We start from the raw sequence: 21,400 nt of genomic DNA, 5'->3' as shown, positions 1-21,400 counted from the left end.
CGGAGGAAGGCAAACACGCGCAGTTGGGAGTAGCCTGCAAAAAGACAACAAGGCCAACGGAGCCATTGATGAAGCGCACCATTCTAACGGTCATTGCCCTGGCCGCGCTCTCGATAACTGCAGTGCAGGCCCAGGAGCTGCAAACCATCCCCACCAGCCCCGTGCCGACGCCCGGTTCTCCCGGCACCGCCACTCCGACGCCGTATCCGCAGATCACCCCGACCAGCGTGCCCAAGGCCGGTTCCAGCAGTGGCGGGCCACCACTGTTGCCGCCGATCGAAATGCCCAATCCACCCAAAGACCAGACCTTGCCGGGCCTTGAACCGACCACGACGAAAATCAAAACGCCGGGCGGTTAGTGTCTAAATCTGTTGCGAGAGCAGTTGCCCGTCTGCCATGCGCAAGCGTTTGGAGAGGGAAACGGCGAGGGCGCGGATGATCTTGGCGGCGATTTTCGGCGCGTCGTTAAGCATCTTTTCCAAGGAGTCCTTGCCCAGATTGAGCAACTGGCAATTGCTCGCGGCCACGCAACTGGCCGAGCGCCGTTCGCCGTCGAGCACGGCCATTTCGCCGAACGCCCGACCGCTGCGCAAAGTGGCCATGGTCACCCGTTGCCCGTCGCTGTTGGTCTTCTGCACCGCGACCTGGCCGGTGTGGATGATGCACATGAAACTGCCGGCATCGCCCTCATGGAAAATCTCTTCACCTTCGGCGATGGTGCTGATGCTGAAGTAACCCGAAGCCGCCACGAAGTCTGCCGGCAGCAGTTGATCGAACAGGCCGCAGTCCATCAGCCAGTCGCGAATTTCGTTGTTCAGTAAGGTCGGTTCTGACATGTCGTCACGGTCTTTTTCTTGTGTCTGTGTCTGTTCCGGATCTTGGGTAGCAATTGATCCCCTGTGGGAGCGGGCTTGCTCGCGAAAGCGGTGTGTCAGTCAACATCGATGTTGAATGTGATGGCCCCTTCGCGAGCAAGCCCGCTCCCACATTGGTTTTGTGCTGCATCCGGTCCGGTGTCTGGTGTTAAGACCGGCACACCGGGCCAAGTTCCTCAGGCGATGCCCAAAACCTTGAAAACAAATGCGTATTCGAGGGCTACGTCACGTAATCCTTGATAACGACCGCTCATCCCGCCATGCCCGGCGCCCAGTTCGGTCTTGAGCAACAAGGTATTGGTGTCGGTTTTGGTTGCGCGCAATTTCGCCACCCACTTGGCCGCTTCCCAGTACTGCACGCGACTGTCGTTGTAGCCGGCGATCACCAGCGTTGCCGGATAGGCTTGCGCAGTCACGTTTTCGTACGGGGCGTAGGCCTTGATCCGATCATAGACGTCCGGTTCTTGCGGGTTGCCCCACTCGTCGTATTCCGTGACGGTCAGTGGCAGCTCCGGGTCGAGCATGGTGTTGAGCACGTCGACGAACGGCACTTCGGCAATCGCCGCGCCAAACAGCTCCGGCCGCTGGTTGAGCACAGCGCCAATCAACAGGCCACCGGCGCTGCCACCGCTGATCGCCAGTTGTGATGGAGTTGTGAAGCCGTTGGCGATCAGGTGTTCGGCGCAGGCGATGAAGTCGCTGAAGGTGTTGTGTTTGTGTTCCTGCTTGCCGGCGCGGTACCAGGCTTCGCCCAGCTCACCGCCACCGCGTACATGGGCGATGGCAAACGCCATGCCGCGATCCAGCAGGCTCAGGCGGGCGTGGGAGAACCACGGGTCGAGGCTTTCGCCGTAGGCGCCGTAGCCGTACAGATAAAGCGGCGTCGGCTTGCCGAGGAACTCGCGTTTGACCACAAGGCTGATCGGCACTTGCGTACCATCCGGTGCCGTCGACCAGAGCCGCTGGCTGACATACGCATCGGCGTCGAACGGGCCGAGCACCGGGGTTTCCTTGAGGACTTGCTGCTCGCCGGTGGTCAGAATCAGTTGGCGGATCTGCGCCGGACGGTTCAAGGCTTCGTAGCGCAGACGAATCCGGTCGCTGACAAATTCCAGGCTGTTCTGCACGTGCAGGCTGTAGGCCGCGTCCGGCAATTGCACGCGATAGGGCACCAAGTCCCGTGGGCGGACTTCGATGATCGGCAGGCCACCTTCGCGCAGGCTCAAGGTCATGGCCTCGGCGTTCAGGCTCATGCCTTCGAGCATCACTGTGTCGCTGTGGGGAATCAGGTTCTGCCAGTCGGCTTCGGTCGGCGCGACGCCGGTATCGGCGGCCTGGTACAGGGCGAAGTTGATGCCGTCGCGGTTGGTGCGGATCAGCCACGTCCACTCGCCATCGAGTTTGCCGTGGTCGACATCGTACTCATGCTCTTCAACTCTCGGCGCCAGGCAGGTAAAGGCCTGATGCGGCAGCGAGGCGTCGAGCACCCAGACTTCGCTGGTGGTCTTGCTGCCAAGCGACAACAGCAGTTGCCGTTCGGAACTGGAGCGGTAGCAATGCAGGAAGAATCGGCCGTCCGGCTCATGGAACACCTCTTCGGCCGCGGTGCCGTCCAGCCGATAGCGGAACAGTTTGTGCGGGCGATGGGTGTCGTCGAGTTCGCCGAAGAACAGCGTCAGGCTGTCGTTGGCCCAGGTCATGCTGCCGTCGCAATCCTGGAATTCCAGTTCGCTGACGCGGCCGCTGGATAATTCCTTCACGAACAGCGTGTAAATCTCTTCACCACTGGAGTCGATGCTGTAGGCCAGACGCTGGTGGTCCGGGCTGATGCTGAACGCGCCCAGGGAAAAAAAGCCACCCTTGGCCAGCACGTTCGGATCAAGCAGCAGCAGTTCCTGGCTTTCGTCGATCAGCAGGCTGCCATCGGCCGGACGCGGGCAACGGTAGTGACGGGCGTATTCGTCGCCGGCGGTGGTGCGGGTGTAATACAGGTACGGGCCCCAAGGCGAGGGCAGCGACAGGTCGGTTTCGAGAATCCGCCCCTTGATCTCTTCGAACAGGGTTTCGCGCAGGCCAGCCTGATCGGCGGTTTGCGCCTCTTGATAGCGGTTTTCAGCTTTCAGGTAATCGAGCACCGCGTCGGTGTCGCGCGCCTGCAGCCAGGCATACGGGTCAGAACCGTCGGCCTTGTGGGCAATCGGAGCACTGGTGACGTTGGCGGATAGGGGCATGAATGGCTCTCGAACAATGTACGGAATAGGGGCTTCGCAACCTGTGGGAGCGGGCTTGCTCGCGAAGGCGGTGTGTCAGGCAACATCAATGTCTAGTGATACTCCCTCTTCGCGAGCAAGCCCGCTCCCACATGGAATGCGCTTAACTCGCTGGTATTGGGACAAGCCTGACGTGCGAAAAGTCGTTACTATAAGCGCCTCTTTGCCTGCCTTGCCATGGACACCATGACCGAGAACGACTATCTGATCGCTTGGGGCCTCTACGCCTTTGCCGCTTTAGGCTGCCTGTTGGTGTGGATGCGCATCACCCGCTGGATGTGGCGTTGGCTGCGTGAGCCGCTGCGGCTGCTGGTAGCCGTGTTGCTGTTCAGCCCGACCATCATCGACCCGGTGAAAGAAAAGATCGCCCCGTCCATCGCCATTACTGCCCTCGACTTGCTGTTCAAGGTCGGCAACAACGCCTGGCGCGCGGTTTCTGATCTGTTCATGTACGGCATGATTGCCTTCGGCATTTATCTGGTGTTCGTGGCCATCCGTTTTCCCATCGAGCGTGCCTCCAACGCTCGCAAGGAACAGGCGGCTGCCGCCAAGACAGCGGCGCAGGCCGACGAGCCTGACGACGATCAGCCTTTCGGCGGTGCCGGCGATGATCGTTACGGCCGGCCACCGGTACCGAGCAATCCTCAGCGTTCGCGGGTCGAGCCGCGTCTGTAACCGTGCCCCTGTACTGAATCGAGAGTCCGAGCATGTGTGAGTTATTGGGCATGAGCGCCAATGTCCCGACCGATATCGTGTTCAGCTTCACCGGGCTGATGCAGCGCGGCGGTCGCACTGGGCCGCATCGTGACGGCTGGGGCATCGCTTTTTATGAAGGCCGTGGCCTGCGGCTGTTCCAGGACCCTGCGGCGAGCAGCGAGTCGGAAGTGGCGAACCTGGTGCAGCGCTATCCAATCAAAAGCGAAGTGGTGATCGGGCACATCCGCCAGGCCAATGTCGGCAAGGTCTGCCTGTCCAACACCCACCCGTTCGTGCGTGAGTTGTGGGGGCGCAACTGGTGTTTCGCCCACAACGGCCAGTTGGCCGATTTCAACCCAACCGCCAGTTTTTACCGCCCCGTTGGTGATACCGACAGCGAAGCGGCGTTTTGCGATTTGCTCAATCGGGTGCGTGCAGCGTTCCCCGAGCCGGTAGAGATCGAAGCACTGTTGCCGAACCTGGTGGCCGCCTGCGCCGAGTACCGCAGCAAAGGCGTGTTCAACTGCTTGCTCAGCGACGGCGACTGGCTGTTCTGCTACTGCTCGAGCAAACTGGCGCAGATCACCCGCCGTGCACCGTTCGGCCCGGCGCGTTTGAAGGACGTCGATGTGATCGTCGACTTCCAGGCCGAAACCACGCCCAACGATGTGGTCACGGTGATCGCTACCGAACCCTTGACCGAAAACGAAACCTGGACCCGCTACGAGCCGGGCCAATGGAGCCTCTGGCGACGCGGTGAATGCGTCAGCCAAGGCAAGACCGAATAAGGATCTCTCCCCCATGTTGCTCAGTTATCTACGGCTGGTGTTGTTCGCGGCGGGCCTGTTGATCGGTGTCCAGGTGCCTGGGTTCATCAGTGACTATGCCAAGCGGGTCGAGGCGCATCTGATTGAGGCACAGACCGGTTTGAGCGGTTTTCAGGGCACTGCCAATCAGTTTTTCAAGGGTGACATGCAGGCGCTCGTGGCCCATTACCGTGCCAGCGAAGATCCGATCTTTCGCAGCGATGCCGACAGCCTGAGCACCTTGCTCACCCGTCAACTGGCCCTCGACAAGCAATTCCAGGCCATGCAGGGCCAGTGGTACATCCGCGTCCTGCAAGTGGCCCTGGCCGCCGACCCGGATATTCGCAAAGAAACCTGGAACGGCTACAGCTACCAGATCCTGCTAACGCCGGAAGCGATGATTTGGGGCATGAGCGGCGCGTTGCTGCTGTCGTTCGGCATTGAATGCCTGTTCCGACTGATCGACTGGGTGGTGCTGGGCGGCAAGCGTTTGCGCCAGAGCCGGCCGATCGAAGACCGGGATGTACGGGGGCTGTAACCCTGTAGAGCCAACTTGCCGGCGATTGCCGCGACACGAATGCCTGGCAGATCGCATCGCTGGCAAGCCGGCTCCGGTTTTTACCAATCGACCGAGTAGCTCATGCTCAGCGTGCGGCCTTCGGCGTTGGCGTACGGCGCTCTGGCGTTGGCCTGGGTGAACAGGTTCTGGTAGGTGCGGTTGGTCAGGTTGTACACGCCGCCTTCAAGACGACCGACCGGCAGTTGCACCGAGCCGAGCAGGTCCACCAGCGTATAGCCTTCGATCTCGCGCCCGTTGTTGTCCTTGGCGGCGGCGTCGTAACTGGACAAATGCATGCCTTGCAGGCGCAGGGTGTAGTCGTCTTCGGTGTAGCCAACGAACAGTGTGGTCTTGGCCGGTGAGATGCGCGTAGCCGGCAGATCGATCCATTTGCCGTTCTGTTCGGTCTCGCCTTTGGCCCAGGCATAAGTGCCACCCACCGACCAGCGATCGGTGGCGCGGTAGGTCAGGCTGTTTTCGATGCCGCGAACTCGCTCTTTCTGGTTGATCAGGCGCAATACGCGATCATTGGCATCGTAGAACTGGGTCACGTCCGAGGTGTTTTCGTACACGGTGACGTCGGCCTGCCACTGGTCCCAGTTACCGCGCCAGCCCAGCTCGTAACTGTCGACCTTGATGGCCTGGGCGTTGAGACTCTGGATGTCGAAGGTGCTGCTGACATCACGCATGAAGCGCTGGATATCCGGTAGCGAAAACCCCTGGCTGTAATTGGCGAAGACATCCTGGTTTTCACTCAGGTGGTAGACCGCCCCCAGGTTGTACAGGGTGGCATCGTATTTGAGCGTGTCACCGGGCAGCGTTGCGCGTACGCCGGTCTGGACGATCTGACCATAAGCAATGCTGTCGGAGACGTCGCTTTCGATCCATTCACGGCGCACACCGCCACGCAAGGTCCAGTCACCAATGTCCCAAGACATCTGCCCAAACAGCGATTTGGTGGTGGTTTCGATGTCCGGGCCCAGCTCGTAGGTGGTGCCGGTCTTGGTGTAGTTCAGGCCATTGAGCGTGTATTGGTCACCTCGTTGGCGAGAACGCTCATTATCATAGTCGGCGCCCCAGACCAGATTGCCCGTGGCACTCCCGATCGCCGGCAGCGGTGTGTCGATGGCCGCGCGCAGGCCGTAGACATCCTGCACACTGTTGTTGTCGGAGATCCCGGCCCTGCCTCGCGACAGGTCCGGAAAGAACAGTGCATCGGCGCGGCGCCAGTAGCTTTCCAGTTGCAGGCCCTGACCGTAGAAGTCCTTGTCGGTGTAGTTGAGGTTGACCGCCTGGTTATGGGTATAGGGCTGGTCGTCGAGTTTCAGCCCTTTGACCGCCACGGCTTCCTGCCGGTTTGTCGGGTCTTTTGTGTAGCCAGTGTCCTGCTGGTCCTTGTAGTCCTGCAGCGACAGGCTAAGTTTTTTGTCGGCATCCAGTTCGTAACCGAAACGACCTTGCAGGTCATAGGTTTCGGTGTCCATGTTGCTGCCCTGGGAAGTGTCCTGAGGGATGCGATTGCCGTTGCCATCGAACTGATCGTTACGCTGAGTCAGGTCGGCGGAGACGTACCAGTCCAGGGCATCCTTGCGCCCCGTCGCACTCTGAAAGGCTTCGTAGGCGAAGCCTTTTCGGTTGAGGTTGTTGCCGCTGGTCAGGCCCAGTTTGCTGCTGTAGGCAATGTCCTGGCCCTGATTGCGCTTGGTGATGATGTTGATGATGCCGCCTGAAGCACCGGCACCGTAGATGCTGCTGGCACCGGAAATCACTTCGATGCGTTCGATGCTGGCCGGGGCGATGCTGTTGAGCTGGCGGTAGTTATCGCGCGTGGCGTTCTGCGATACGCCGTCGATCAACACCAGCATGTTGCGCCCGCGCAGGGTCTGACCGAAGTTGCTCATCCCGCCGCTGGCCGGCGCAAGGCCGGGGACCAATTGCCCGAGGATGTCGGAGACCCGGCGGCCCGCGCCGCTCTGTTCACGGACCTGCTGTTCGTCGATCACCTGGACCGAGCCCGGAATCGAAGCAATGCTCGCTTCACTGCGAGTAGCGGAGACGACGGTGGCTTGCATGTTCAAGGTGCCGGGCTGCTGCTCGGTATCCTCGGCCCAGGTCTGGGCGCTGAAGGTACCGAGCAGCGGGATCAGAAGGGAGAGCTTGGTTCGGATCATGACGTGGTCTTTTTTTAGTTGTGATAAGTGTGGGGAGATAAGGTCGAGCGGTCAGGCGTGGCGTTGAACGAGCGTACCCAGCGGATCCCGATGGCGGCGATGGCGTAAGTCAGCGCCACCAGCCAGAAGCTGTGAGCCAGGCCGACCAGGCCCATGCCGATCCCGCCAAGGACGACACCGAGCAGAGCGCCAGCCTTTGCCGCGCTGTTGCCCAGGCCGAGCGCGAAGCCCTGCTGGTTTTCGGAAATGGTGTTGGCGATCAGTGCATAGGCGACGGGCAGCAGGGCGCCTTGCCAGAGACCCCAGACGAGGCGACTGACGAGAAACCCCAGCCATTCGTTGGCCAATGCCGTGGCCGCCAGCGTCAGGGCACACAGCCAGGCCACGCCTTCGATGACGCGCAAGGTGTGGGCCGGCTGCCAGCGGTCGAACAGGCGTCCCCACAGCGGTGCGGAAATGGCCAGGGTCGCGGCGCTCGCCGCGTAGGTGGCGCCGATCAGCCAGCTTGGGGCATGCAGAATGTTCGCGACGTACAGCGCGTAGAACGACTGCGGCATCATCTTCGCGGCCTGAATCAAGACGATCACCAACAGGATTCCACCGAGCCAGCCTTTGGGCAGGGCAACCGGTTCAACCGCTTTTTTCTTCGTGATCCGAGCCTTGTCGGCCGGCAGGAAAAAACTCCCCAGTGCGCACAGCAGGCAAATCGCCGTCGCGCCATAACAGAGCAGGGAAAACCCCGAGACGTCCATCAGCCAGCCACCCAGCACGGGGCCGATCAATGAGCCGACGGCGGTGGCCGATTGCAGGCGGGCCAGGGTTTGACCCCGTCTTGAACTGTCGCAGCAGGCCAGGGCATAGGCTTGCGCGGCAGCGAGAAAACCGGCCAATGCGCCTTGCATCACGCGAATACCCACCAGCAGCCACGGGTCGAGGGTGATGGCCGCCAACCCTTGGCACAGCGCGAGTGCCAGCAACGCCCGGACAATCATCGGTTTGTGCCCGGTGCGATCACCCAACCGGCCCCACATGGGCGTCAGGAGCATGGCCGCCAGCATCGGACCGGCATAGACCATCGCCGATAACAGCGCGGTGTAGCCGGCGCCCTCCGGCCCGAGCAGATGCTGGATCTGCAAGGGCCAGAACGGGCCGCTCATTTCCATTGCGCCCATGGAGACAAACTGGATGACGATCAGTAGTCGCAAAGCGCGACCGTCAGCGAGCATGGGCGTTTGGTCGCAGCGGGTTACTCAGGCGTCCGACGATGTCTGCATGACTGTCGAGCAAGCGCATGCGCATGAACGATTTGGCGGGCCAATCCTGTTCCAGCAAGGCCTGGCGCTCGCTTTCCCAACGTGCCGGTTCAACGCGCTCGCGCAAGGTCTCGAAGCATTGCGCAACGTGCGATGCCAATTTCTCCCAAAGGATATTTTCCGGCACATTCCAGTGGCGGGCACAGAGCAACGTCAGCTCACCAAGGTGGCACATGAAGGTGGTGTGCAGGAGTTTGTCGCGGACAAAACCGGAGTCGTCATACAGGGTCATTTTCGGATCGTGCAACTGGATATCCAGACCCTTGGCGTGCAGGGTTTTACGATCGATACGAACGTCGCCGAAATCACGCAACAGCAGCCGATTCAACTGCCCATCAGCGCCCATCACCATGAAACTGTTTTGCTGATGCGCTTCGAACGCCACCCCATACATCAAATAAATGCCCAACAGACTCGGTACGGCAATCGACAGGTAATCATCGAAGAACGCCAGCATGGCCTTGCTATCGTCACTGCCCTGAGCCAGTTTTACCCAATCACGCAGCAACGGTTGTTCAAATTCGTTGACGGCGAACAGGCTGCCGACCGGCACCGCCAACTCGCCTTCTTGCAGGAGGGTAAGCGGGTTATCGCGATACAGCACAGCAACATGCCGGGAGCGCTCGTCATCGGTCGGCAGGGGGGCGTAGTGCACGCCGATGCGCTCTGGAACGATGTTCAGCAGACGCTGAATCTGCGGCTCTTGATCGAGAATATCCAATACCAGTTGGCTGATGCGCGGACCCATCCGGGCGGAGCGCGGCGACACGGTGCGCTGCACGCTGGTCAGTCGCAAAGCCACCGGCAGTTTGACCATCGGTGCCACGCGACTGGCCTGCGGCAGGACCGTGCGGAACGACATGGTCGGGTGACCGGTAAACGCCACGATGTCAGTGATGATCAGCAGGTTATCGGCGATCTCGTTGGCGAACGAATGCGGCAGCTCTTCATGGGCTTGCCATGGGTGCGACGGGAGCGGGAGATAGTCCTTTGCTTCCAGACCCAGCTGCTGCAAATGGCGTTGCAATTGCTCGGCGGCCTGTGGGAAGTGACCTTGCCACCAGTCCCAGTAATCGGCGGTGCCAGCCAGCGCTTCGACGTGTGCGTACTGGCGGTGCAGGGCGCACAGCACGATCGGAAAACTGGCTTCGAATTCAGGCGAGAAAGCGATGACCTGCGCGGCGCTCAAGCCCAGTTTGGTCTTGTAGTTCGGGTGCCATGGATGGCCGAGCGTGCCCCACTGTTCGAGCAATGACGTAGGGTTCTGGTGGCCGGGGCCGGCTTTGAGCCAAGCGAGCAGATTATCCTCGTACTCGGTGTCGATCTGCTCTCTCAGGCGCTCGGTCCATCCATGGTGAAACGCCAGGCACAGGGTGTCGTTGCTGAAGCTGTCATCCAGCTCCCGGGCCAGACGTTCCAGTACCTGCGGGGAGGCTGGCGGGTTGAGCTGAGTGCTCAGGTGTGCGAGCAGTTCGCTGGGCAACTGGATTTTTTGGGGCAGTCTGTCGGGAGTATGCAAGACGATGCTGCCGCGTACGTCCCAGCTGTTCATTCTGCCGCCGGACAAGTGCTCGAAGCAAAGATGCGCGCCATCGCCAAGTGGCAGCCAGCAGCGGCTAGAGTCGTCGTATTCGCAGGTGTCAGGGTTGATCAGATCTTCACGAAACAGCGCCTGGATCAGGCGTTGGAAACAGCGTTGGGCGGCGGGCTCCAGGGCATTGCTCAAATGATCGAGCGTGATGCGGTGGGACTGGAAAGCCTGCGTGCCAAGAGCTTCGCTCCAGTGAGCGAGCAATTGTTGCTGTTTTTGCGTATAGCCGCGCATCAGGTCCGACTCCTTCTGGACAATTGTTTAGCTGAAAGCGCGCAGAGAATACCGGCTTGAAAAAATAATGCAAATGATAGTGGTTCATATTTAGAGTTTGGGAAATGTCCTTCAGATGCGTGCCTGTGGTTTGCTCAAGACGACGTACTGCTCGCCCACCTTATGCGCATAGCGCTCCACGACTTGCTGACACAACGCCACGATTTCTTCGACCCATTCCACGCCAACCCGCCACGACACCACCACCTGCAAATTCGGTGGCCGCTGATCGATGGCCAGCAAGGTCAATTCCCCCCGCGCCAATTCCTCGGCCACCAGCACCGGCGGTAACGCGCCAATGCCGAAGCCGTCCCTCAGCAAACGGGTAATCGCCGACACTGAATTCACGCAGTTCAGCCGTGGGGCCATGACCCCGTTGGCCTGCATCAGGCTCAAGATGTCCTGATGAGGATGGGAGTTTTTCGAATAGGTGATGATCCGCTCCCGCGCCAGGTCGGCGACACCTGAATACTCGCGGTTGTAGATGGAATTGCTGGCGACGATCCAGCCCATCGGATGACTGGCCAGCTCCAGGCTACGCACGCTTTCCTGGCGCAACAGGTCGGTTTGCAGGATCAGATCGAGAAAGCCTTTTTGCAGCTGATCGCAGAGGTTGAGCGCGGTATCGGCCACCAGTTCGATTTCCACTAGCGGATAGTGATCCATCATCTGCGCCACCAACGGGCTGAGCCAGGTGTGGATCACGGTGTCCATGACGCCAATCCGGATCCGCCCGACCTTACTCGAACGCGTCTCGATCGACTGCTTGAGCGCCTGCATCGTATCCATCATCTGCTCGGCGTATTCGAGCACTTTCAAGCCTTCGGGTGTCAGGCTCACACCGCGGGAATCGCGTAGAAACAGCTTCACCCCGAGCTCGCCTTCGAGCACGGCAATGCGGCTGGAAATCGACGCCTGGGTGGTGAAGAGTTTGTCTGCCGTCAGGCGGAAACTCTTGAGTCGGGCGACCCAGACAAAGGTCTCGAGAAACTTCAGGTTCATGGGATCAGCTCTTGGGGCTTAGCCCGTCGGATAAGGTTTTCTTATGTCTAGGGCGGGGTTTTATTAGTTGGACGCAGCAGGGCCGGCGGCCCAAAAATCGGCACATCCGGTTCCCACGATAGGCGTCGTCGGGGCTCAGAACAATACCAATAAAATTTGCACGGAGACTTGCCATGAGTGCGCCCGACACCCTCATTCCCAAAGCCACGGCTCGCCCGGGACCCTTCGATTGGTACCACAACATCAATAAGCAGGAACGTCGTACGTTCTGGAGCTGCAAGATCGGCTATGGCCTGGACGGCATGGACACCCAGATGCTCAGTTTCGTGGTGCCGACCCTGATTGCCATGTGGGGCATCACCACTGGCGAAGCCGGGCTGATTCACACCAGCACCCTGATCGCTTCGGCTATCGGTGGCTGGGTCGCGGGGATTCTCTCTGACCGCATCGGCCGGGTGCGCACCCTGCAACTGACGGTGCTCTGGTTCGCGTTCTTCACCTTCCTCTGCGGCTTCGCCCAGAACTACGAACAACTGTTGATCAGCCGCACGTTGATGGGCTTCGGTTTCGGCGGTGAATGGACCGCTGGCGCGGTGTTGATGGGCGAAGTGATTCGCGCCAAGGACCGTGGCAAAGCCGTCGGCATGGTGCAATCGGGTTGGGCGTTGGGTTGGGGGCTGACGGCGATTCTGTATGCGCTGCTATTTTCCGTATTACCGCCGGAAGACGCCTGGCGGGCATTGTTCATCCTTGGCATCGTGCCGGCGGTTTTCGTGATCTTCGTCCGCCGCCTGGTCAAGGACCCGGAAATCTACCGCGAAGCCAAAGCCAAGGAAGAGCCAAGCAACCCGGCCAAGTTCTACGAGATTTTCGCCCCGGGCATCCTTTTCACCACGATCCGCGCGTCGATCCTGACCACCGGCGCGCTCGGCGGTTACTACGCGATCACTTCCTGGCTGCCGACGTTTCTGAAAAACGAACGGGGCTTGAGCGTACTCGGCACCGGTGGCTATCTGGCGATGGTGATCGTCGGGTCCTACGTCGGGTACGTGATCAGCGCGTATTTGACTGACATCCTTGGTCGTAAAAAGAATTTCATTCTGTTCGCGGTCGGCTCATTCACCATTGTTCTGCTGTACACCCAATTGCCCGTCAGCAACGGCGTGATGCTCTGGCTGGGTTTCCCCCTGGGCTTCTTCGCTTCGGGGATCTTCAGCGGCATGGGCGCGTTTTTGACTGAGCTGTTTCCGACGCGGATTCGCGGCTCGGGCCAGGGTTTTTGCTACAACATTGGTCGGGCATTGGCGGCGTTGTTCCCGCTGTTGATCGGCTTGCTCAGCCAGAAGGTGCCACTGAGTGTGGGAATCGGGGCCTTCGCGGCGGTGTCCTACGGGGTAGTGATCCTGGCGGCCCTGAGCCTGCCGGAAACCCGTGGCAAGCAACTCGACGCTCAATAACCGAATATCCGGTAACTGATAATCTGAGGGGCATATGTCCTTCAGCTAAGAAGATAAAAGCCTACAGGAGTGTTCACCGTGAGCCGCCTGCTATTGAACTGCGACATCGGCGAGAGTTTCGGTAACTGGACCATGGGTCTGGACGCCGAGGTCATGCCCTTCATCGACTGCGCCAACATCGCTTGTGGCTTCCACGCCGGCGACCCGAGCATCATGCGCAAGACCGTCAGCCTGGCTTTGGGCCACGGCGTGCAGATTGGTGCTCATCCGGCCTATCAGGATCTGGTGGGGTTCGGTCGCCGATCCATGGCTTACACCGCCCAGGAACTGCAGGACCTGTTGCATTACCAGATCGGCGCCCTCGATGGCATCTGTCGGGCGCAGGGCGGGCGGGTGAGTTACGTCAAACCCCATGGCGCGATGTACAACGACATGATGGCCAACCCGGCGCAACTTCGCGCGGTGATTCAGGCCGTGGCAGCCTATGATCGGAGCTTGCCGTTGATGCTGATGGCGACCCGCGACAACCGTGCCGCGCAGCAACTTGGCGATGAATATGGCGTGACATTGTGGTTCGAAGCCTTCGCCGATCGCGCTTACGACAGCGCAGGCAGGCTGGTTTCGCGGCAACTGCCGGGAGCCGTGCATCACGATCCCGAGAAAATCATCGAACAGGCGCTGATCATTGCCCGCGGTGACAACCTCACGGCCAGCGATGGCAGCGCCTTGCACTTGCAGGCCAACACCTTGTGCGTACACGGCGATAACGCCAGTTCGGTGGCCGCCGTGCAGCGCATTCGCGAAGCCTTGAATCAGCAGAGCGCATCATGAAACCACGGGTGGAAGTGGTGGCGCTGGATTGCCTGATGGTGCGTCTGTTCGATGAAATCAGCGAAGCCAACATGCCGTGGATGCTCGCCGCCAGCGAGCGTTTGCGAGAAGCGTTCGCCAGCCATTTGATCGATCTGGTGCCGTCCTACACGACGTTGATGGTGCATTACGATTTGATGTCGCTGAATCCGGCCCAGGCGCGGGAATTGATTGCTGAAGCCTTGATCGATCTGTCCCCCAACGCTCGCACTAGCGGTAAATGCCATGTGTTGCCGGTCTGGTATGACTTGAGTGTCGGCCCGGAACTGACGTTGCTGTCTCAGCGCAGTGGATTAACGGTGGAGGAGGTGATCCGTCGCCACAGCGAACATGAGTATCAGGTGTTCGCATTGGGCTTCGCACCGGGGTTCGCTTTCATGGGATTGGTGGAGGAAATATTGGCTGCACCGCGTATGAATACTCCGCGCAAAAAAGTGGCTGCCGGCAGTGTGGGTATCGCCGAACGCCAGACGGCGGCTTATCCGGTGGTGTCTCCCGGCGGCTGGAACCTGATCGGCCGCACCCCTGCCAAATTGTTCGACCGCGAGCGCGACGGCTACAGCCTGATGCAACCGGGCGACACCGTGCGCTTCGAAGCAGTCAGCCATGCCGAGTTCATCAATCTGGGCGGTGATGACACGCCGTTGGAGGCCCTGGCATGAGCCGACTGACGATTGAAGCAAGTACGCCCTTGTGTCTGTTGCAGGATGCCGGGCGATTCGGCGTGCGGCATTTGGGCGTGACCCAGGGCGGGGCGGCGGATTGGCGATCGATGTCGTGGGCCAATTGGCTGCTGGGCAATGGGCTGGATGCATCGGTGATTGAAATCACCCTTGGCGGGTTTACGGTCGTTGCCCAGGAAGATTGCGTGCTGGCGTTGGCCGGAGCGGATCTGGGGGCGCAGTTGGATGGCGAGGCATTGGCACCGTGGCGCAGTTTTAGGCTGAACAAAGGTCAGCAATTGCAATTCACTCAGCCGCTGCTTGGTGCTCGGGCTTATTTGGCAGCCCCGGGCGGATTTGATGCGCCAAAGGTGTTGGGCAGTAGCGCAACGGTGGTCCGTGAGGAACTCGGTGGGCTGGATGGCATGGGGCGGGCGTTGGCCAAAGATGCGCAGTTGAGCTATTCGGGGAGTTCGCTGCTACTACTGGGGGAGTTGGCGCCCGAACAAGTACCGAATTTCAAACTCAATGCGCCGCTGGACTTGGTGCTCGGTGCTCAGATCGGCGAGTTCAGCGGGCAGAGTTTGTTCGACGCGTTCAACAGCGTCTGGACCCTCGACAGCCGCGCCGACCGCATGGGTATTCGCCTGTTGGGAACGGCGTTGCAGTATCAGGGCAAGCCGATGATTTCCGAAGGCATCCCGCTGGGCGCGGTCCAGGTGCCGCCGGACGGGCAGCCGATTGTGCTGCTCAATGATCGACAGACCATTGGCGGTTATCCGCGACTGGGGGCGTTGACGCCGTTGGCATTGGCGCGATTGGCGCAGTGTTTGCCGGGGACGAAGGTGCGGTTGAAGCCGGTGGTGCAGGATGTCGCTCATCGGGAACACGTTGAGTATTTGCGGCGATTCCTGAATAGCTAAAAGCTTCGCGAGCAAGCCCGCTCCCACATTTGATCTCCAGCGGACACAGAGTTTGTGTACGACGAATATCCAATGTGGGAGCGGGCTTGCTCGCGAAGGCGGCATCACAGACAACAACAATCTTTACTTGGACAAAAACCGCATCCCTTCCTCCAACCCCCGCAACGTCAGCGGATACATCTGGTCATCGATCAAATCCCGCACGATATTGGTCGACGAGGTATAGCCCCAGGTGTCTTTCGGGTACGGGTTGATCCAGATGAGCTTCTTGTACTTTTCCTTGAAGCGCTGCATCCACACGTAACCGGCTTCTTCGTTCCAGTGCTCGACACTGCCACCGGCCTGGGTGATTTCATAGGGCGCCATGGCGGCGTCGCCGATGAAGATCACTTTGTAGTCGGCGCCGTACTTGTGCAGCAGGTCCTGGGTGGCGGTGCGCTCGGAGGTACGGCGCATGTTGTTCTTCCACACCGATTCATAAATAAAGTTGTGGAAGTAGAAGTACTCCAGATGCTTGAACTCGGTCTTGCAGGCCGAGAACAGTTCTTCGCAGATCTTCACGTGGGCGTCCATCGAGCCGCCGATGTCGAACAGCAGCAACAACTTGACGGTGTTGCGGCGCTCCGGACGCATCTGGATGTTCAGCAACCCGGCATCGCGCGCGGTGTGGTCGATGGTGCCGTCGATGTCGAGTTCTTCCGCTGCGCCCTGACGGGCGAATTTACGCAGGCGCCGCAGAGCGACCTTGATGTTGCGCGTGCCCAGTTCGACCGAATCGTCGAGGTTCTTGTACTCGCGCTGATCCCAGACTTTGACCGCTTTGCCTTGACGCTTGCCGGCGTCGCCGACCCGAATGCCTTCGGGGTTGAAGCCACCGGAGCCAAACGGGCTGGTGCCGCCGGTGCCGATCCACTTGTTGCCGCCGGCATGGCGTTCTTTCTGTTCTTCCAGGCGCTTTTTGAACTCTTCGATCAGCTTGTCCAGCCCACCCAGGGACTGGATCGCGGCCCGCTCTTCATCGGTCAGGGAACGTTCGAATTCCTTGCGCAGCCAGTCTTCCGGGATTAATGCCTGGAGGTGATCGTCGAGCTTTTCCAGGCCATTGAAATAGGCACCGAACGCCCGGTCGAACTTGTCGAAATGCTTTTCGTCCTTCACCAGAATCGCCCGTGACAAGTAATAGAACTCGTCCATGTCGGCGAAGGTCACGCGCTGTTTCAGCGCGTTGATCAGGTCCAGCAGCTCACGTACCGAGACCGGCACCTTGGCTGCACGCATTTCATTGAACAGGTTGAGCAGCATGGCGATCGCCTCTCTCTATCGGGGCTTAGCGAGAGCCGCGACGGCTCATGAACGCCAGGCGCTCAAGCAATTGCACGTCTTGTTCGTTCTTAACCAGGGCGCCTGCCAGTGGCGGAATGGCCTTGGTCGGATCGCGCTCGCGCAGCACCGCTTCGCCGATATTGTCGGCCATCAACAACTTCAGCCAGTCCACCAGTTCGGAGGTCGATGGCTTCTTCTTCAGGCCCGGCACTTTGCGCACATCGAAGAACACGTCCAACGCTTCGCTGACCAGGTCTTTCTTGATGTTCGGGTAGTGCACGTCGACGATCCGTTGCATCGTGACGCGATCCGGGAAGGCGATGTAGTGAAAGAAGCAGCGGCGCAGGAAGGCGTCCGGCAGCTCTTTCTCGTTGTTGGAGGTAATGATGATGATCGGGCGCTTCTTGGCCTTGATGGTCTCGTCGATCTCGTAAACGTAGAACTCCATCTTGTCGAGTTCTTGCAGCAGGTCGTTAGGAAACTCGATGTCGGCCTTGTCGATTTCGTCGATCAGCAGAATCACCCGCTCTTCGGACTCGAAAGCTTCCCAGAGTTTGCCCTTTTTCAGGTAATTGCGAACGTCGTGGACCTTCTCCGTACCCAGCTGCGAGTCCCGCAGGCGACTGACCGCGTCGTACTCGTACAAACCTTGATGTGCCTTGGTGGTGGACTTGATGTGCCAGGTAATCAACTTGGCGCCGAAGGACTCGGCCAGTTGCTCGGCGAGCATGGTCTTGCCGGTGCCCGGCTCGCCCTTGACCAGCAGTGGCCGCTCCAGAGTAATAGCGGCGTTGACCGCCAGCTTCAGGTCATCGGTGGCGACGTAGGCCTGGGTGCCTTCGAACTTCATCTGCTAATCCTCGAACGGTAACGCCGACCTGAACGAGGCAGGGCGGGGCGCAATAAATTGTCAGGCTCGACTATAACGCGCTGCCCGGTCGACTGTGAACGCAGACGACTTATTCAGTCTCTGAATGGGGCGTCACATCTTGACTCAGTCCGTATCCGGCTTGGGTCGTTCGTACTGGGCATTGAACGCCTGAATGAAACCATTACGTAAAATCTGCAAAAACGCCTCGAATGCGCTGATATCTTTCTGATGTACGCTGCCTCTGAGCTGGACGCGCGTCGCGAACTGGTTTTTCGGTTGATTCTTCAACACATTCTCGGTGCCACCGACGAGTGCTTCCCAGATGGAGCGAAAAATCCCTTTGTCTTTGTTCTCCACGTCCTGTTGCCAATTGAACACATCGACGTCCCGCAATAGCGGCTTGATGTAGCCAGTGAGTTGGCCCTTGTTGGCTTCGGCTTCAATAACCACGTCACCATGGCCGGAATTGAAGTCGAACTTGCCGTAAGCCGAGGCGAAGTCATTCATGCGTTTGAGTTCAAGGTTCTTGGCGCGTAGGCGGAATTCGAAGTCTTCGAAATTGCTAAATGGATCAAAGGTCGCCAGGGTTTCCAGCGGTGCATGCCCCAGCAACAGCGCTTTGCCATCGAAACGGGCGTCGCGTTTGCCTTTGGTATCGACCACATTCGTCAGGTTGTAAATGCTGGCATTAACCTGGGTGGCATTCATGTTCACCGGCGGTTTTGAATTGAAGTTTCGAAAGGTGACCCGCCCGTCGTTGATCCGCACTTCGTTCAGGGTTATCGGCAGCAATTTTTCCAATTGTGCCCGCCAGTCGGTGCCCTGACCGGTCTGGGAGTTTTTCTTGGTGGCACCGTCGACGAAATTCACCTCGGGTTTGTCGAACTGCGCCTCGGCCACCACGGCATGGTCGTACCAGAGCGAGTGCCAGCTGACGGAGAGGTCAATCAAGGGGGCGTTGACGAAAGGTACGGGGACCTTGCCATTGACCTTGACGATTTTCAGTCCGTTGATTTTGTAAGCACCGCGCCACAGGGCCAGGTCTACATCGGTAATCTGCCCGCTGTAGTCACCCATGTCCGCCAGTTTCTCGTTGAGGTAATCGCGCACGATGTAGGGCAGCGCGATGTGCAGGGCAACCAGCAGCACAACAAGGCCGGCGAGGGTCCACAGGGGCCAACTGTATCGACGCTTCATGGCGGCAAATCTCTGGCGGTATAAAGCGATTGACTGCGGGGCTAAGCGGACGTTCGACTGACTGGACGACCACGGGTAACAGGCATACCTTGGACAGCTAATTCAACGCTGTATAAGGACCCAGCCATGAGCCGTATTTATGCTGACAACGCCCATTCCATTGGCAATACGCCGCTGGTGCAAATCAACCGTATCGCCCCGCGCGGTGTCACCATCCTGGCCAAGATCGAAGGGCGCAACCCCGGTTATTCGGTCAAGTGCCGGATCGGCGCGAACATGATCTGGGAGGCCGAAAGCAGCGGTAAACTCAAGCCCGGCATGACCATCATCGAACCGACTTCGGGCAATACCGGCATCGGCCTGGCGTTCGTTGCCGCCGCCCGCGGTTATCGACTGGTATTGACCATGCCCGCATCCATGAGCATCGAACGGCGCAAGGTGCTCAAAGCCCTTGGCGCCGAACTGGTGTTGACGGAGCCGGCCAAAGGCATGAAAGGCGCGATCGAGAAGGCCGCCGAAATCCTCGCCAGTGATCCATCGACCTACTACATGCCGGCGCAGTTCGAAAACCCGGCCAACCCGGCCATCCACGAAAAAACCACCGGGCCGGAAATCTGGAATGACACCGACGGTGCCGTCGACGTACTGGTGGCGGGTGTCGGAACAGGTGGAACCATTACCGGAGTTTCGCGGTATATCAAGAATACCCAGGGCAAGCCGATAATCTCGGTGGCGGTGGAGCCGCTGGTGTCTCCAGTGATAACCCAGACAATCGCCGGGGAAGAGATCAAACCGAGCCCTCACAAAATCCAGGGCATCGGCGCTGGTTTTGTGCCGAAGAACCTGGACCTGTCGATGGTCGATCGGGTCGAACTGGTCAGCGACGATGAGTCCAAGGCGATGGCCCTGCGCCTGATGCAGGAAGAGGGGATTTTGAGCGGTATCTCGTGCGGTGCCGCCATGGCGGTGGCTGTGCGGTTGGCGGAAACCCCGGAAATGCAGGGCAAGACCATCGTGGTGATCCTGCCCGATTCTGGCGAGCGCTACCTGTCGAGCATGCTGTTCAGTGATTTGTTCACCGAACAGGAGAATAAACAGTAGGAGCTGCCGAAGGTTCGGGCCGCGTTCGGACGATCTTTTGAATCTTGCTTTTGATTCTCGTCTGAAAGGGGGGTGATTCAGGTCAGCCCCCGTTCAGGTACCTTGTGTTAATAAGTGTTTATTGCGTAATCCTTAACACTGAATGTGAGTTATGCGGGTTTTTCCCGAGGCCGGTAATGTGGATCATGGCCGACTGCCACGTCGGGTAAATGGCGTTGTGCAAAGTTACCTACTATCAAGGAGTTGTAGATGAACTTTTCCTTTGTGGCGAAGGCGTCGGTGTTGTTGCTGTTTCTCGGCAGCACACTCTATGTGCACTTGCGTGGCAAAGCGCGTTTGCCGGTTCTGCGTCAGTTCGTCAATCACTCGGCCCTGTTTGCACCCTATAACGCCCTGATGTACCTGTTCTCCAGCGTGCCATCCAAACCCTACCTGGACCGCAGCAAGTTCCCCGAACTGGATGTGCTCAAGGACAATTGGGAAGTTATTCGCGACGAAGCCATGCACTTGTTTGACGAGGGTTTTATTCGTGCCGCCGAAAAGAACAACGACGCCGGTTTCGGCTCGTTCTTCAAAAAGGGTTGGAAGCGCTTCTATCTCAAGTGGTACGACAGACCGCTGCCATCGGCCGAAATCATGTGCCCGAAAACCGTGGCGTTGGTCAGCAGTATTCCCAATGTCAAAGGCGCGATGTTTGCGCTACTGCCCGGTGGCAGTCACCTCAACCCGCATCGCGACCCATTCGCCGGCTCTCTGCGTTATCACCTGGGGCTGTCGACGCCGAATTCCGATCATTGCCGCATCTTCGTCGACGGTCAGGTTTATGCCTGGCGTGATGGCGAAGATGTGATGTTCGATGAGACCTACGTGCACTGGGTCAAGAACGAAACCGAGCAAACCCGGGTCATCCTGTTTTGCGACATCGAGCGACCGCTGAGCAACCGTCTTATGACCCGCATCAACCGCTCGATAAGCGGCTTGCTGGGGCGCGCCACTGCACCCCAGAACCTTGACGATGAACGCGTTGGCGGGATCAACCAGGTCTATGCCTGGAGCAAGCGCTTCAGCGACAAAATCAGCGGTATGGTCAAACAGTGGAAGCGTCGTAACCCCAAGGCCTACCGCGTACTGCGGCCGGTGCTGGCGGTGGTGGTGTTGACGTTGTTGGGGTATTGGTTGTTTGGTTGAAGTCGATTACTGAATGAAAAAACCGCTCCTTGGGAGCGGTTTTTTGTGCCCGCAAGTTTTAGGGACGCCCGGCGAGCAGACTAGGCTCTTCAGTTTCGGTACCCGTCGCAACAACCTGCAGAATGCGCCGCTGACTGGCTGTCAGCTCTACAGCAATGGTTTTATTTTCTGTTGGGGGCGAGCTTTTCCTTGTGGGGGACTTTTTAATCACTTTGCGCATATTCCCTCCGCTATTGGTTATTAATTGAACAG

Annotated in this window: 20 protein-coding genes; 10 read left to right on the top strand and 10 right to left on the bottom strand. The window is 59.2% G+C overall.

Going from position 1 to position 21,400, the window contains the following annotated elements:
• Positions 1-68 precede the first annotated feature (68 nt).
• Positions 69-359, top strand: coding sequence for a hypothetical protein (locus tag KVG95_RS11720; RefSeq protein ID WP_217856580.1), 291 nt, complete (start codon positions 69-71; stop codon positions 357-359).
• Positions 360-362: 3 nt separating this feature from the next.
• Here the strand turns inward: KVG95_RS11720 and KVG95_RS11715 are convergent, their stop codons facing one another.
• Both KVG95_RS11715 and KVG95_RS11710 read right to left on the bottom strand, forming a co-directional pair.
• Entirely contained in the window at positions 363-836 is a 474-nt protein-coding gene (locus KVG95_RS11715; RefSeq protein WP_038979360.1) for a cyclic nucleotide-binding domain-containing protein, read from the bottom strand.
• 215 nt (positions 837-1,051) lie between these two features.
• Positions 1,052-3,106: a S9 family peptidase gene (locus tag KVG95_RS11710; protein ID WP_217856579.1), complete on the bottom strand. Its 2,055-nt coding sequence runs from the start codon at positions 3,104-3,106 to the stop codon at positions 1,052-1,054.
• Positions 3,107-3,322: 216 nt separating this feature from the next.
• On the opposite strand from KVG95_RS11710, the gene KVG95_RS11705 reads away from it, so the two are divergent.
• The 3 genes from KVG95_RS11705 to KVG95_RS11695 are packed head-to-tail and all read left to right on the top strand — an operon-like array spanning position 3,323 to position 5,185.
• On the top strand, positions 3,323-3,820 hold the full coding sequence (locus KVG95_RS11705; protein WP_217856578.1) for an MFS transporter: 498 nt from the start codon (positions 3,323-3,325) through the stop codon (positions 3,818-3,820).
• Positions 3,821-3,852: 32 nt separating this feature from the next.
• On the top strand, positions 3,853-4,629 hold the full coding sequence (locus KVG95_RS11700) for a class II glutamine amidotransferase (protein WP_217856577.1): 777 nt from the start codon (positions 3,853-3,855) through the stop codon (positions 4,627-4,629).
• Between the two features lie 13 nt (positions 4,630-4,642).
• Complete coding sequence (locus tag KVG95_RS11695) at positions 4,643-5,185, top strand: DUF2937 family protein (protein WP_217856576.1); 543 nt, start codon at positions 4,643-4,645, stop codon at positions 5,183-5,185.
• An 80-nt stretch (positions 5,186-5,265) separates the two neighbouring features.
• On the opposite strand, the gene KVG95_RS11690 is transcribed toward KVG95_RS11695, so the two are convergent.
• The 4 genes from KVG95_RS11690 to KVG95_RS11675 all read right to left on the bottom strand — a co-directional run bounded on the left by KVG95_RS11690 (position 5,266) and on the right by KVG95_RS11675 (position 11,556).
• Complete coding sequence (locus tag KVG95_RS11690; RefSeq protein ID WP_217856575.1) at positions 5,266-7,377, bottom strand: TonB-dependent receptor; 2,112 nt, start codon at positions 7,375-7,377, stop codon at positions 5,266-5,268.
• 14 nt (positions 7,378-7,391) lie between these two features.
• The gene (locus tag KVG95_RS11685; RefSeq protein ID WP_217856574.1) at positions 7,392-8,603 is read right to left on the bottom strand and encodes an MFS transporter; all 1,212 of its coding nucleotides are present in this window, start codon (positions 8,601-8,603) and stop codon (positions 7,392-7,394) included.
• The gene (locus KVG95_RS11680) at positions 8,593-10,515 is read right to left on the bottom strand and encodes an IucA/IucC family protein (RefSeq protein ID WP_217856573.1); all 1,923 of its coding nucleotides are present in this window, start codon (positions 10,513-10,515) and stop codon (positions 8,593-8,595) included. Before KVG95_RS11680 ends, KVG95_RS11685 begins: the two co-directional genes overlap by 11 nt.
• A gap of 111 nt (positions 10,516-10,626) precedes the next feature.
• Positions 10,627-11,556, bottom strand: a complete 930-nt coding sequence (locus tag KVG95_RS11675) for a LysR family transcriptional regulator (RefSeq protein WP_217856572.1) — start codon at positions 11,554-11,556, stop codon at positions 10,627-10,629.
• Between the two features lie 173 nt (positions 11,557-11,729).
• Here KVG95_RS11675 and KVG95_RS11670 point away from each other — a divergent pair, with 173 nt between their 5' ends.
• The 4 genes from KVG95_RS11670 (at position 11,730) to KVG95_RS11655 (ending at position 15,468) form a co-directional block, all read left to right on the top strand.
• Positions 11,730-13,013 (top strand): MFS transporter, encoded by a 1,284-nt coding sequence (locus KVG95_RS11670; protein ID WP_217856571.1) that lies wholly within the window; start codon positions 11,730-11,732, stop codon positions 13,011-13,013.
• Between the two features lie 78 nt (positions 13,014-13,091).
• Entirely contained in the window at positions 13,092-13,844 is a 753-nt protein-coding gene (locus KVG95_RS11665) for a 5-oxoprolinase subunit PxpA (RefSeq protein WP_217856570.1), read from the top strand.
• The gene (pxpB, locus tag KVG95_RS11660; RefSeq protein ID WP_217856569.1) at positions 13,841-14,545 is read left to right on the top strand and encodes a 5-oxoprolinase subunit PxpB; all 705 of its coding nucleotides are present in this window, start codon (positions 13,841-13,843) and stop codon (positions 14,543-14,545) included. The genes KVG95_RS11665 and pxpB overlap by 4 nt, the downstream gene beginning before the upstream one ends.
• Positions 14,542-15,468: a 5-oxoprolinase subunit C family protein gene (locus KVG95_RS11655; RefSeq protein ID WP_217856568.1), complete on the top strand. Its 927-nt coding sequence runs from the start codon at positions 14,542-14,544 to the stop codon at positions 15,466-15,468. The genes pxpB and KVG95_RS11655 overlap by 4 nt, the downstream gene beginning before the upstream one ends.
• 123 nt (positions 15,469-15,591) lie before the next feature.
• Here the strand turns inward: KVG95_RS11655 and KVG95_RS11650 are convergent, their stop codons facing one another.
• The 3 genes from KVG95_RS11650 to KVG95_RS11640 all read right to left on the bottom strand — a co-directional run bounded on the left by KVG95_RS11650 (position 15,592) and on the right by KVG95_RS11640 (position 18,859).
• Positions 15,592-16,770: a vWA domain-containing protein gene (locus tag KVG95_RS11650; RefSeq protein WP_030132618.1), complete on the bottom strand. Its 1,179-nt coding sequence runs from the start codon at positions 16,768-16,770 to the stop codon at positions 15,592-15,594.
• A gap of 25 nt (positions 16,771-16,795) precedes the next feature.
• Positions 16,796-17,641 carry an AAA family ATPase gene (locus tag KVG95_RS11645; protein ID WP_038979370.1) on the bottom strand — a complete coding sequence of 282 codons (846 nt, stop codon included), beginning with the start codon at positions 17,639-17,641 and terminating at the stop codon, positions 16,796-16,798.
• Between the two features lie 144 nt (positions 17,642-17,785).
• Positions 17,786-18,859, bottom strand: a complete 1,074-nt coding sequence (locus KVG95_RS11640) for a DUF748 domain-containing protein (protein ID WP_217856567.1) — start codon at positions 18,857-18,859, stop codon at positions 17,786-17,788.
• 126 nt (positions 18,860-18,985) lie between these two features.
• Between KVG95_RS11640 and cysK the strand changes: the two genes are divergently transcribed.
• Positions 18,986-19,960: a cysteine synthase A gene (cysK, locus tag KVG95_RS11635; protein ID WP_052966470.1), complete on the top strand. Its 975-nt coding sequence runs from the start codon at positions 18,986-18,988 to the stop codon at positions 19,958-19,960.
• A gap of 249 nt (positions 19,961-20,209) precedes the next feature.
• Positions 20,210-21,148, top strand: coding sequence for an aspartyl/asparaginyl beta-hydroxylase domain-containing protein (locus KVG95_RS11630; RefSeq protein WP_217856566.1), 939 nt, complete (start codon positions 20,210-20,212; stop codon positions 21,146-21,148).
• A 58-nt stretch (positions 21,149-21,206) separates the two neighbouring features.
• Here KVG95_RS11630 and KVG95_RS11625 read toward each other — a convergent pair whose 3' ends face one another.
• The gene (locus tag KVG95_RS11625; protein ID WP_217856565.1) at positions 21,207-21,368 is read right to left on the bottom strand and encodes a hypothetical protein; all 162 of its coding nucleotides are present in this window, start codon (positions 21,366-21,368) and stop codon (positions 21,207-21,209) included.
• Positions 21,369-21,400: the final 32 nt, after the last annotated feature.

The sequence above is a fragment of the Pseudomonas farris genome (assembly GCF_019145235.1).
Classification (GTDB): Bacteria; Pseudomonadota; Gammaproteobacteria; order Pseudomonadales; family Pseudomonadaceae; genus Aquipseudomonas; species Aquipseudomonas farris.
This window is presented reverse-complemented; position numbering and strand designations above follow the sequence as displayed.

What these genes read in the sequence shown, in the direction of transcription:
- KVG95_RS11720 (WP_217856580.1), top strand. Translation starts at nt 69, where the DNA reads ATGAAGCGCACCATTCTAACGGTCATTGCCCTGGCCGCGCTCTCGATA.
- KVG95_RS11715 (WP_038979360.1), bottom strand. Translation starts at nt 836, where the DNA reads ATGTCAGAACCGACCTTACTGAACAACGAAATTCGCGACTGGCTGATG.
- KVG95_RS11710 (WP_217856579.1), bottom strand. Translation starts at nt 3,106, where the DNA reads ATGCCCCTATCCGCCAACGTCACCAGTGCTCCGATTGCCCACAAGGCC.
- KVG95_RS11705 (WP_217856578.1), top strand. Translation starts at nt 3,323, where the DNA reads ATGGACACCATGACCGAGAACGACTATCTGATCGCTTGGGGCCTCTAC.
- KVG95_RS11700 (WP_217856577.1), top strand. Translation starts at nt 3,853, where the DNA reads ATGTGTGAGTTATTGGGCATGAGCGCCAATGTCCCGACCGATATCGTG.
- KVG95_RS11695 (WP_217856576.1), top strand. Translation starts at nt 4,643, where the DNA reads ATGTTGCTCAGTTATCTACGGCTGGTGTTGTTCGCGGCGGGCCTGTTG.
- KVG95_RS11690 (WP_217856575.1), bottom strand. Translation starts at nt 7,377, where the DNA reads ATGATCCGAACCAAGCTCTCCCTTCTGATCCCGCTGCTCGGTACCTTC.
- KVG95_RS11685 (WP_217856574.1), bottom strand. Translation starts at nt 8,603, where the DNA reads ATGCTCGCTGACGGTCGCGCTTTGCGACTACTGATCGTCATCCAGTTT.
- KVG95_RS11680 (WP_217856573.1), bottom strand. Translation starts at nt 10,515, where the DNA reads ATGCGCGGCTATACGCAAAAACAGCAACAATTGCTCGCTCACTGGAGC.
- KVG95_RS11675 (WP_217856572.1), bottom strand. Translation starts at nt 11,556, where the DNA reads ATGAACCTGAAGTTTCTCGAGACCTTTGTCTGGGTCGCCCGACTCAAG.
- KVG95_RS11670 (WP_217856571.1), top strand. Translation starts at nt 11,730, where the DNA reads ATGAGTGCGCCCGACACCCTCATTCCCAAAGCCACGGCTCGCCCGGGA.
- pxpB (WP_217856569.1), top strand. Translation starts at nt 13,841, where the DNA reads ATGAAACCACGGGTGGAAGTGGTGGCGCTGGATTGCCTGATGGTGCGT.
- KVG95_RS11655 (WP_217856568.1), top strand. Translation starts at nt 14,542, where the DNA reads ATGAGCCGACTGACGATTGAAGCAAGTACGCCCTTGTGTCTGTTGCAG.
- KVG95_RS11650 (WP_030132618.1), bottom strand. Translation starts at nt 16,770, where the DNA reads ATGCTGCTCAACCTGTTCAATGAAATGCGTGCAGCCAAGGTGCCGGTC.
- KVG95_RS11645 (WP_038979370.1), bottom strand. Translation starts at nt 17,641, where the DNA reads ATGAAGTTCGAAGGCACCCAGGCCTACGTCGCCACCGATGACCTGAAG.
- KVG95_RS11640 (WP_217856567.1), bottom strand. Translation starts at nt 18,859, where the DNA reads ATGAAGCGTCGATACAGTTGGCCCCTGTGGACCCTCGCCGGCCTTGTT.
- cysK (WP_052966470.1), top strand. Translation starts at nt 18,986, where the DNA reads ATGAGCCGTATTTATGCTGACAACGCCCATTCCATTGGCAATACGCCG.
- KVG95_RS11630 (WP_217856566.1), top strand. Translation starts at nt 20,210, where the DNA reads ATGAACTTTTCCTTTGTGGCGAAGGCGTCGGTGTTGTTGCTGTTTCTC.
- KVG95_RS11625 (WP_217856565.1), bottom strand. Translation starts at nt 21,368, where the DNA reads ATGCGCAAAGTGATTAAAAAGTCCCCCACAAGGAAAAGCTCGCCCCCA.